Below are 11,768 nucleotides of genomic sequence, written 5' to 3'. Positions count from 1 at the left end.
CCATGAGGCTATTCGGCGAACATCTCTGCGGGTACCCGTTCGCTATTGATCTGTTTCTCGACGGGTATGAGGGACCGGGGCGCTTCCTCCAGCTCTTCAAGCGCCAATCGGGGTGGTTGAAGGCGTTCCGGGTCAGCCTTGAAACTCCGATCGGCAGCTGGGAGGAGACCCGCTTCGCCTGCCTGACAGATGCCGGTTATTCGCTCTCGAGCTATCCCGCCTCATGCCTGCTTCAAATGCCCATGTCGCTTCCGACGGAAGTGGAGCATACCCCACCGGAGGAGCTGGATGAACTCGTCGACGGCCTCTACTGGGACTTCTTGGGTTTGTGTGATCGGCGGTGCCAGCGCATTCTGGATCACGCCCATCTGGACGCCGACAAGGTCGTTGAGCAACACGAACGGGACCTGAATCGTCTGTCGAATGAGATCGACCGTGCCCTCCAAATGATCCGCCGGGATATGCGCTACTCTGCCCGACAGAATGACCGCCCCATCTTGCAGCGTAAGGCAGAACGCCTTCAAGAAATGGCGCGCCAGTTACCCGACATATTCCGGAGAAAGATGCGGGCGGCCCGCCACGCTGTTGATGCGATTGAGGACGGAGTGCTTGAATCAACTGGCGCCAAGGGCGAGATTGATGAGCTCTATACAGTTTACTTTCGTGTGAAGTGGCAGGCCGAGCCACACCGCACGATCGTACCATGGTTGCGCGAAGGAAGGACCCACGTCATTCCTTGGAACGACGAACGTCAGACCCTCATCGCCGAGCTACAGCAAACCAGCTGTTTCGTGCCCAACAAGGACCGGACGTCCAACACATTTTATGATCGGGACCTGAAGGCCGCGGCTCAGAGGGTGAAAGACAGGAAGTCGGCAAATCACAAACTCGCCACCACGAAACGCTGGCGGTGGAAGGCTCCTGCAGACGTGGATTCCACCAGTTCCGAAGTCGTTGATGAACACGACACTGCTGATGCGTCGCTCGACATCACCGGGGAAGGCCTTTCTTTCAGCCGTTCAATAGCGCCTGATGCAATCGATCTGCGCCCGGAAATCGCAGAATGTGACCAACAACAGGTGCTGGACGCACTGACCGGCTCGACGGGCAGAGTTATGGATTTCCACGACAATCCGAAGCCGCCTATTGATGAAGCGGCATTTCAGGAAATACTGCAACGCGACGCTGAACGTGAATTGCAATTTTATTTTGACCAGCGAGCGGCACGCGATGCCGACGCGGATACGGATGACGACTGATCATGGCCAAGAAAACCAAGCTCGAACTCACTTGGATTGGAAAGAATGACCGGCCGAGGTTGGAGCCCCGAATTCTGATTGAAGACCCAGAAAAGTCGTATCACGCCGAGCAAAAACGGTCGCAAGACGACTCCTTCGAGAACATGCTTATTCATGGCGACAATCTATTGGCACTAAAGGCCTTGGAGCAAGATTATTCTGGAAAAATAAAGTGCGTATATATTGACCCGCCATACAATACAGGTAGCGCATTTTCACATTATGACGATGGGCTAGAGCATAGCATTTGGCTTTCCTTAATAAAAGAGAGGCTTATAATTCTCAGACATTTAATTTCAGACGATGGAAGCATTTGGATATCTATTGATGACAATGAGTTCGCATATTTAAAAATTTTGATGGATGAAATTTTTGGGAGAATGAACTTTATCGCCACAATTATTTGGCGAAAAAATTATGCCCCGAAATCTAGCGCGAACTATATATCTGTCGATCATGACTATATAATTGTGTACGCAAAGCAGAAGCATCATTTTGACATAAACTGGCTCCCAAGAACGCAAAAACAAAATTCTATATACAAAAATACTGACAACGACCCACGTGGCCCTTGGACATCAGACAATATTTCTGCAAGAAATGCATACAGCAAGGGAATCTATAGTATTACGACGCCAAACGGAGAAATAATCGAGGGGCCTCCGGCTGGCCGTTATTGGGCCGTTTCTGCCGAGAAATTAGCGGAACTTGATAAAGATGGCAGGATATATTGGACAAAAAATGGTTCAGGAACGCCTCGCTTGAAGCGTTTCCTATCCGAAGTTAAAGACGGGCGTGTCCCCCAAACCTGCTGGGGTTACGAAGAAGTCGGGCACACACAAGACGCCAAAAAAGAGTCCGTCGCGTTGTTCCCACGAGACCCCTTTCCGACCCCCAAACCTGAGGCGCTAATTCAGCGCATTCTCCAGCTCGCCACCGAACCCGGGGACCTAGTCCTCGATTCCTTCGCCGGGTCGGGAACTACCGGCGCGGTCGCCCACAAGATGGGTCGCAAATGGATCATGGTCGAGCTGGGCGACCATTGCGACACGCATTGCCGGCCGCGGCTGCAGCGGGTGATCGATGGCGAAGACACCGGCGGCATCTCAATGTCTATGGACTGGAAAGGCGGCGGCGGCTTTCGCTATTTCAATCTGGCCCCGTCCCTGCTTGAGCAGGACAAGTACGGCAATTGGGTCATTTCAAAGGAATATCGCCCCGAGATGCTGGCTGAAGCTATGTGCAAGCATTTGGGATTCACCTATGCGCCCAGTGACGATGCCGAAGACTATTGGATGCACGGCCGTTCAACCGAGACGGACTTTATCTACGTCACAACCCAATCCCTCACCCATGCGGCGCTGACCAAGCTTTCTGAAGATGTCGGCCCGGATCGATCGCTATTGGTCTGCTGCAAGGCCTTCAAGGCCGATGCGGACGCCTTCGACAATCTGACGATCGTGAAAATACCTCAGACGATCCTGCGTAAATGCGAATGGGGCCGTGACGATTACAGCCTGAATGTCGCGAACCTCCCGATGGCGGAACCGGATGACCCTGACGAGGGGCTTCCCTTGTTCACCGAGCGGAGCGGAGACAAGTCATGATCAGCGATGAAAAGCTCGTCCAGCAGATCAGCCAGCGCCTCTCGCTACGCAAACCGCAGGAGCGTTCACTGGATATCCTGCGCGATGTCTTCACCCGGATCGATTTGTCGAAGGCCGTTGATCTCGAAGAGGCATTGGCAGACATCAAGTCACAATACCCCTCCGTAGAAGACTTCGAGCGAGATTTCCCTTCGCTCTGCTTCGCCCTTGCAACCGGCGTCGGCAAGACCCGGCTCATGGGCGCGATGTGCGCCTTCCTGTTCCTGAGTGGACGGTCGAAGAATTTCTTCATTCTGGCCCCGAACACGACGATCTACCAAAAATTGATCGATGACTTTTCCAACCCGTCATCACCCAAATATGTCTTCAAGGGTATTTCCCAATTCGCCCAACAGCCTCCGATCATTGTGACCGGCGATACATGGCAGGAAGGCCGGGGCGTGAAGATACGCGACATGTTCGGCGGCGATGTCGTGATCAACATTTTCAACGTCGACAAGATCAACAAGGACAAGGGCAAGATCAAAAAATTGCACGAATATATCGGGCAATCCTATTTTGATTATCTGGCCGGATTGCCCGACCTCGTCCTGATGATGGATGAAGCCCATCGTTATCGTGCCAAAGCCGGCATGAGAGCCGTTGCCGAGCTGAAGCCGATCCTCGGACTAGAGATGACGGCGACGCCCAAAACCGTTGGCGCCCAGTCCAAGCCGTTCAAGAATGTCATTCTGAACTATGGCCTCGGCAATGCCATGGCGGATGGCTATGTGAAGGAGCCGGCGGTCGCGACGCGGGCAAACTTCAACAAGGCGGACTTCACTCCCGAGCAGGTCGAGACGATCATGCTCGAAGACGCCGTGCATTATCACGAGAACCTGAAAGCGGAACTGGATGTTTATCACCGCCAATCAGGCCGGCCGCTGGTTCACCCCTTCATTCTGGTTGTCGCTCAGGACACCACACATGCCGACGAACTGAGCGCAATGATTGATAGCGATGACTTCTTCTCGGGACGCTACAAAAAGCGTGTCGCTGTCGTTCACTCTAATCTTTCAGGCGAAGAGAGCGACGAGGCCGTCGAGCGATTGGTCGGCCTTGAGACCGACAATCTCACCGAGATCGTCATCCATGTGAACAAGCTCAAAGAAGGGTGGGATGTCACCAACCTCTACACAATTGTTCCTTTGCGGGCCTCAGCTTCGGATATTCTGACGGAACAGACATTGGGACGCGGCCTGCGACTTCCCTACGGAGAACGCACCGGCGAGGAAGCCGTAGACACCCTCACCGTGATCGCCCATGACCGGTTTGACGAAGTGGTCAAGAAAGCCCGCGAAGACCAGTCCATCGTCAAGATGAAGCGGATCACAATCGGCCCCGGCGGAGACATTCCGGCCCAACGGGCTCGTGTTGTTGAAGCTCCAAGCCGGCTCGACAGCATTTTGTTTGGTCTCAAACCCGACATTGAAGGCGTGGACGATGCGAAAACGCAAATTTCACCACCGCTATTCGTCACCGAGGCAGACCGACAGGCCGCTTACGCAGCAAAACGGGCCATCCAGCGGCATGCCGGCAAATCGCCGTCTCTTGGTAGCCTGACGTCGCCTGAGAGCATCGCCCAGATACGCAGTGAGGTTCAGAAGGAGATCACAAGCTCACGTGATCTGGTGGATCAGATGGATGACCAACCGGATGCGGCCAAAATCACGGCAGCAGTTCTGGACGCCGTTCTCGCCCACACGATCGAAATCCCGCAAATCATCGTCATTCCAACGCGTGAAGTGTCGTTCGGTTTTAATGACTTTGATCTCGCCGGTGTGGAGTCAAAACACTGGCAGCCTATTTCCAATGAAATTCTTGTGCGGAATATACGGACTGAATCCCAAAGGGTTCTCGCACGTAGCGTTGACGGTCCAACAGAAGAGCGGCTCGAGAATTATATCGTCAGGCACCTGATCGAAAATGATGAAGTCGATTACGACACCCAAGCTGATCTTCTCTACAAGCTGGCCGGTCAGATGACGGCTCACCTCAGGACCTATCTCAAGTCAGATGACGAGGTGGAAAATGTCGCCCTCGGTCATGGAAAGAACATTGCCGACTTCATCTTCCAACAAATGAAAGAGAATTACTGGGAAACCCCGACCGATTATCGCGCCCGTGTGACCATGGGTTTTCGATCGCTTGAACCCCAATCCTACAATGCGACTGCCCAGAACAAGTTGAGGGATTTCCGCGAAACAGTGACACCGAAGTCAGATACCAAGAAATTTCTCTTCTCGGGATTCAGCAAATGCGGTTCCTCAATTCAAAAATTTGATTCCGACGACGAACGTCGATTTGCCGTACTGATTGATTCAGACCGCGAACCGTCCGTGATCAAATGGCTGAAGCCGGCCGCAAGGCAGTTCCAGATCGAGTATCAATCCGGTCGCGGGTATGAACCTGACTTCGTAGTCGAGACCAAAACCGAAAAGCTGATCGTGGAGATCAAGGCCCGCAACGAACTTGACGATGAACTGGTTCAGGCCAAGGCACGTGCTGCCTCCAAATGGGTCGAATACGCGAATGAACACGCCAGCGATGCCGATGGAAAACGCTGGCAATACCTTTTGATCGCACACGATCAGGTCACTGAGAGCTCAACATTGGCTGGCCTGAAAGCGAAACCGTCATAACATACTGATTTTCCACTTGATTTTTACTCATCGCGCATGTATTGCGGCAGTCTGCGGTGAGGCCCCATGAGAAAAACCAATCTCGTAAATCAAGATCAGAAAATGCCCCGGACATCGCATGCACTATCGCATGTTGCGGGTACGATGGCGCTAGATATTGCCCGCTTATGGCCCTTCCCGCACCTCGATTTCCTCGAGAGATCATCCATGTAGATGCACGCGGCCGCAATGATGATATCCAACCCGATAGCCAGCAATGGCAACGCCCAACTCGCCTTCAACCACATTCGCGACTGGAGGGAAGCCGGTTGCTTGGCCGACCCACGGCTCAGCCCGGATACCGTGAGTATCTTGAAAGCCCTGACACTGCCGCTTTGGGAAAAAGCTGACTACCGGCTGCTTTCCGATTTGCTCGAAAGCGAAAATGCGATCGGAATTTTGCGCCACACGCCAGCAGTCTCTCCAAACCTTGTTCGCCTTTTGCACCGACTTCCCGGCCCATTTCGAATTCCGAGAGTCATCCGATTCATCCGCAATGAAGATGAGGCCACCATTATTTCCCGGATATCGATGGGCTGCATCGATCGATCCCGTTCCCTGATTTCGAAATTACAAACTTCACAATCCCGATCCGACTTTTGGGACAAGGCGTCATCGCATTTCCTCGACCGCTGCATTCCGTTTCCAGAAGCGCCGAAAATTATTGACCCCCGTGTCACACCGATCCGCACCGTGGACTCGCTTCGTTCATGCGGGCTCAAACTTCACCTTTGTCTCCGGAATTTTATTGGCGAGGCCTTGAGCGGTGAGCAAAGCTTCTATGTGTTCAATGGAGAAAAGCAGATTGTGGTATCGGTCACGCCAAGGGTCGGTGGTCGAAGCGTAATTAGCCAAATGAGCGCCCCCGACAATATGCCAGTCTCGCCCTCAGACCGCAGTACAATCATCCAAGTATTTGGTGATGCCGGCATTCAGGATGAGAGTGTTTATGTGAATGACTGGCCATCAGAGTTGGACAGAAGATTAAACCGCCTCGGAAATGAGCAGGTCGAGCTACCCGGTGAACTCTACGCCAAGATCAACGATTTGATGTCATTCCACGCCCGGTAGGCACAGGGCCAAGCACCAACTTGGCGATCGCAGGAGGAACGGTCTCAGAAGTCCTTTGCAAAAGGTCGAAACGGGACCACCTCAGTTACCCGGTTCAAATGATTGCGAATTGTCGGTAATATTTAGAAAAGGCTGCATCAGGATAACGCCGTCAAATACGTTCCAATTGTTAGCCAATTTGAGACAGAGCTACTGACTTTTTTCTCCCACACATTTGGAGCTTCATACCTATAATTCTCTCAAGTTTTTTTTGATGCAGATAGTCTTGATTTTCATCACCTATTTGTCTCTTACTCTTCAACCATAGAATACAAACCTCACTCAAATAAACGGGTGAAGTTTGATAGATATTTTGAGCCGGCGTGCGTTATCCTTACAGACCCACGCACAGGACGATTGTTGCCAATCGTCACGCCGACATCACAAATAACCTAATCGTTGCAATCGATTAGATGGTCGAAGCCTCTGCCACAGGGGCCTCATTTTGACCGATGTGCACACCGGCCAGTTTTCCGGAGCACCTTTGGCACGATGATCCGGACAGACGAAAGGTGCGTTTCAAGGCCTTAGAAACGCCCCTCCCGAAACAGTGACCGCGTTTCGCAGCCGTGTTCTTTAAGCGCGTATTTAAGGCCCTCAAGTCGATCATTCGCGCCGAAAAGTTCGGCGATGTGGACATCAAAGGCCGGCCAGATTTTTCGACCGATCCGTTCAAGTTTTTCTTTCATCCGTTTGCGCGGATTTTTGATCACTCCGTGTCGAGCGTTGGAGACGAATATTGTGCCGTGAATGTGCGGACCAACATACGTCGATCCATCCTTTGAGTGGCGCTCGACGGTAAAAACGCCACGTCCAAACTGATCCTTGTAATCGCCAGCCTTATGGAATGCTCGCTTGCCAAAATTCACCTCGTTGACAGCATTCCAGCAGTGACTAAGACACCCTTCGATCAACGGATGCAGGACATCCTCGATGACCGGACTTTTTTGTCGAAGCCCCGGATCAAATGTGATCGTCACCAGATACGCCCGATCATTGGCAATATTTTCAGCAAGGCGCTCTACGGCATATGTTCGATAAAGCGACCATGTTGACCGGGTATCGAAGTCATCCTGCGCCTTTTGTGAAACGTATTGCTTGCAACCAGCCATTATTGCAGCCCTCGCTTTGACTCAACGAAAACAATAACCTCTGAACGCCAGTACCGAACTGTGAACGGCGAAATGCGCAAGGGAATTGGAAAATCAGGACGACGCCTCCAGCGGTAGAACGTCGCCCTACTAATTTTCAACAGGCTGGCGACTTGGCGGGCACTGACCAATTCATCACCTGTCCGCAGGGGACAAACTTGTATCTCTGATAAGGCGCTCATTGTTCTGGTGCCTCCGTGTAAGGTGGAAGCTGATCAGACTGCCCCAATGGCCCGTACCTCAACAGGATTGGCAGAGTGGGGCTATTCCCGAGGGCGTAAGATTCTAGCTCGAGCAGATATTCAGACCAGCACCGCATCATCGTGCGCCGACCCTCCAAATATTCAGCCCGATTGTACGCGCCTCTGACGGCATTTCGTTGGGAGTGGGAGAGCTGCGCTTCGATCCAGTCTGAATTCCAGCCCATTTCGTTCAAAAGGGTGGACGCCATTGACCGAAATCCGTGTGCCGTCATACGTCCCTTATATCCCAACCGCCAGAGCGCCTGATTCATAGTGTTCTCAGAGAGATAGACGTCCGCGGAACGTCTCGATGGAAAGATCAGCTCTCCCTCGGGATTTTGGGAACGATGGCGACGGAGGAGGTCAACTACAAATGGACTGAGCGGAACGATGTGGTCACGAGACATCTTCATCCTCTCCGCCGGGATGACCCACTCAGAGTTCTTCCAGTCAATCTCAGACCATCGGCCAGCTCTGACTTCACCGGGCCGCAAGAGCAGGTAAGGCTCCAGCCGTAGGCACATGCGGGCAGCACTCGATCCGCCGTAATAGTAGACTTTGCCCAAAACACCCGCCACCTCATACGGATCAACGATAGCCGGGTGATGGCGGGCGGCTCTTGCGGGAACGAGACAGGAGAGGCGTTCCGCAATATTGTCGCTCAACCACCCCTTAATGACCGCACGGTCGCACGCTTTCACCAAGAGTCTTGCAACCCTGCGGGCCTTGTCGAGGTGACCTAAGCTTACGAGCCTCCCAACAAATTCAGCCAACTCAGCGCGTGTGACGCGATTAATCGCTTTGTCGAGCAAAACGGTCGGGATCGCGTCCCTTAGCCACCACTTTTTGGACTCGGTTGCGGGAGCCATTCCTTCCCGCTGCGCATGCTCAATGACCTCATCGACAAAGGACCTCAGCGAGGGCGCCGCTTCCAAACCGCCGTTCTTAATCACCCGAAGGGCTTCGTTCGTATCTTGGCCGGTCTGTTGAGCTGACCGCAACTTGGTGACCATTTCACGGGCATCCGCCAACCCAATCTCTGGGTAGTTGCCAAGAGTAAAGGTCTTCTGCTTGCCACCAGAACGGCATGAATACTTCCACGTCTTGGTATTTGTCGGGTGCACCCATATAAATAGGCCACGCCCGTCTGACCGCTTGAGTGATGATCCGTTCTCGGGGGCACGCAAAGCATTCAATTTCGTCGTCGTTAACTTCATGACAATCTCCTATACCGTGGAGATAGTAACGACAAATTTGTGAGTCAAGCATAGGTCGGCCTGTACACGCCATTAATAATCATTTGAATAAAATTTTGCTTATAATAAGTATTTTGACATTTTAAATGTGTGCCAATTATCATTTTTGTTGGTCGGAGATATATAGATGACGCCAATTTTATTCTACTTATTAAGTAAAATATTTTTCCAAATGCGTTTTCAACTTGTGATTCAAGCAAACTAATTGCAGTTGGATGGCATTTTTGGCGTTGATCTCACCTCTCGAGCTGTGCGTTGAGGTCAATTCGCATCCCTCACTTGCAACCTTCTTGGCGGTTCCCGAGGGGACGAGGCATCCTCGCACCAAAAAACGAGACCAACAACGCGACCAACAAAATCGTGGGATCACATGCCATATTGTGAGACCGGCTGAGACGTTGTCTCATCCGCAATCCCTTTGCTGGTGGGCGTTCATGAGCCGATATGAGATACCGCTGGACCAGTTGTGCGGAGCCCTCAGCCGGCACCATTCGATTTTTGCGGACGCGCGGCGATGTGTTGTTGCCAATAGCCGCCGGCACCCCCCTCACCCTTCGCGGTAAGGATCCGCCTGGCTCTCGAACAGGTCCGCATAGAGCCCGCCTTGCGCGATCAGTGTGTCGTGCGAGCCCATCTCGATCCGCTTGCCCTTGTCGAGGACGATGATCTGGTCGGCATGGCGCAGATTGGACAGGCGGTGTGAGATAAGAATCACCGATTTGCCATCGAGCGGACGCTGCATGAATTCGGCTTCGGCGGCGGGGTCCATGGCGGCGGTCGGCTCGTCCAGGATCAGGATATCGGCCTCATCATTGAGATAGGCACGCGCCATGGCGAGGCGCTGCCACTGGCCGCCGGACAAATCATGTCCGTCCAGGAAATGGCGCGACAGCCGCGTGTCGAGACCGGACGGTAATTCGGCGATCAGCTCCTCGGCAAGACCCAGCCGGGCGGCGCGGGCGAGGCTTGCCGCATCGGTCTCGGCGAGGCCGCGCCCGGCGGCGATATTGTCGCGCGCGGTCAGCTTGTAATTCATATAGGGCTGGAACATCACGCCCAGACGCCGCGACAGCGCGGCGCGTTGCCAGTCCCGCAAATCCAGACCGTCAAGCGTGACGCGGCCGCTATCGGGCGCATAGAGGCCGGTGGCGAGCTTGACCAGCGTCGTCTTGCCCGAACCATTGGCGCCGACAATACCCAGCCGGCTGCCATGGGGCAGATGAAAACTGACCGCGTCCAGCGCCGGGCGTTTGCGACCGGGATAGCTGTAGCTGACCTTGTCGAAGCGCAGCCCGTCCTCCGGATCCGGCCCGGCGGTGGCGCCGCTGCTACGATCCTCCTCGGGCAATTCCATCACCGCGAACAGATTGGCGACATAGAGCAGATCCTCGACGACGCCATTGAAGGCCGCCATCAGCGAGGAGACATTCGCCTGTCCCTGTTTGAGCAGGCCGACCAGCATCACCATCTGGCCCAGCGAGATAGCGCCACCAATCGTCACCCAGACAATCCAGACCTTGCCGCCAAGAAACACCGCCGAGCTGAGAACGCCCAGCGCCGAGGCGATCCAGGCCTGGCGCGCATGCAGGGCGCTGTCATCGGCATGCAGGGAGTGGAAGAGCTCGCCATAGCGGCGCAGCAATTCATCGCCGAAACCGAAATGCAGGCGCTCGCGCGCGGCGGCCTCGGTCGTGACCAGGCTTTCCAGATAGCTGCGCTCGCGCATTTGCGGCGAACGGCCGGTGTAGAAGCGGTAGGCGGTGCCGGCGAAGTGGAGATTGCCGATAAAGAGCGGCAGGCCGCCGGCGACCACAAGCAGGAAGAGCCAGGGTGAAAAACCGGCCAGCAAGGCGGCGACCGAGGCCAGGGTCAGACCTTGCTGGGCCGCGTCGAACAGGCGATTGACCAGATTATAGGGCCGGCTCGCCGCATATTGCCGCGCCAGCAGGAATTGCTGCTGCACCGCCGCATCCTCGACCTGGGCCAGCGACAGGGCTGCCGACTTCCGCAGAATGAGCGAGGTGACGGCGAAGCCGAGCTCGGCGTGCAGGCGGGTCTTGTAAAAGGTCAGGAGGCGTCGCGCCGCGAGCAGGACGGCCAGCGTCGCCGCTTCGGCTGCGACCCAGAGCTGGGCCAGATCCCGATCGGCCGGGCTGGCACTGTCCATCGCCGTGACGACGCCATCCATCACCAGTTTGGACAGGTAGAGCGCCAGCGCCGGCAGCAGGGCAACGAAGACCGTCAGGGCGGCGATGAGGATGGTCAGGCCACGGCTGGCCGACCAGGTCAGGCCCAGCGTGCGCCAGGCATGGCCGGCGGCCTCGGCGAATCCGGGAACCGGCGGCGTCACGGCATCCTCTGACTCACCGGTTCTGGACATGATG

At 54.5% G+C, this 11,768-nt stretch carries 8 protein-coding genes; 4 read left to right on the top strand and 4 right to left on the bottom strand.

Annotated features, from left to right (window positions below; genetic code table 11):
- The first annotated feature begins 2 nt into the window (after positions 1–2).
- The 4 genes from BLT42_RS11125 to BLT42_RS11110 all read left to right on the top strand — a co-directional run bounded on the left by BLT42_RS11125 (position 3) and on the right by BLT42_RS11110 (position 6,696).
- On the top strand, positions 3–1,259 hold the full coding sequence (locus BLT42_RS11125) for a hypothetical protein (RefSeq protein WP_091770780.1): 1,257 nt from the start codon (positions 3–5) through the stop codon (positions 1,257–1,259).
- Positions 1,260–1,261: 2 nt separating this feature from the next.
- Positions 1,262–2,905, top strand: a complete 1,644-nt coding sequence (locus tag BLT42_RS11120) for a site-specific DNA-methyltransferase (protein WP_091770778.1) — start codon at positions 1,262–1,264, stop codon at positions 2,903–2,905.
- Entirely contained in the window at positions 2,902–5,586 is a 2,685-nt protein-coding gene (locus tag BLT42_RS11115; protein ID WP_091770776.1) for a DEAD/DEAH box helicase family protein, read from the top strand. The genes BLT42_RS11120 and BLT42_RS11115 overlap by 4 nt, the downstream gene beginning before the upstream one ends.
- A gap of 228 nt (positions 5,587–5,814) precedes the next feature.
- Positions 5,815–6,696: a hypothetical protein gene (locus tag BLT42_RS11110; protein WP_143024120.1), complete on the top strand. Its 882-nt coding sequence runs from the start codon at positions 5,815–5,817 to the stop codon at positions 6,694–6,696.
- Between the two features lie 566 nt (positions 6,697–7,262).
- On the opposite strand, the gene BLT42_RS11105 is transcribed toward BLT42_RS11110, so the two are convergent.
- The 4 genes from BLT42_RS11105 to BLT42_RS11090 form a co-directional block, all read right to left on the bottom strand.
- The gene (locus tag BLT42_RS11105) at positions 7,263–7,847 is read right to left on the bottom strand and encodes a hypothetical protein (protein ID WP_091770772.1); all 585 of its coding nucleotides are present in this window, start codon (positions 7,845–7,847) and stop codon (positions 7,263–7,265) included.
- The gene (locus tag BLT42_RS15355) at positions 7,847–8,068 is read right to left on the bottom strand and encodes a helix-turn-helix transcriptional regulator (protein WP_091770770.1); all 222 of its coding nucleotides are present in this window, start codon (positions 8,066–8,068) and stop codon (positions 7,847–7,849) included. The genes BLT42_RS11105 and BLT42_RS15355 overlap by 1 nt, the downstream gene beginning before the upstream one ends.
- Complete coding sequence (locus BLT42_RS11095) at positions 8,065–9,345, bottom strand: tyrosine-type recombinase/integrase (RefSeq protein WP_091770768.1); 1,281 nt, start codon at positions 9,343–9,345, stop codon at positions 8,065–8,067. The genes BLT42_RS15355 and BLT42_RS11095 overlap by 4 nt, the downstream gene beginning before the upstream one ends.
- Before the next feature lie 586 nt (positions 9,346–9,931).
- Entirely contained in the window at positions 9,932–11,764 is a 1,833-nt protein-coding gene (locus BLT42_RS11090; RefSeq protein ID WP_091770766.1) for an ABC transporter ATP-binding protein, read from the bottom strand.
- Positions 11,765–11,768 lie beyond the last annotated feature (4 nt).

The sequence above is a fragment of the Maricaulis salignorans genome, assembly GCF_900103475.1.
GTDB lineage: Bacteria > Pseudomonadota > Alphaproteobacteria > Caulobacterales > Maricaulaceae > Maricaulis > Maricaulis salignorans.
Note: the sequence above shows the minus strand (reverse complement) of the source record. Positions and strands in the feature narration are given on the sequence as shown.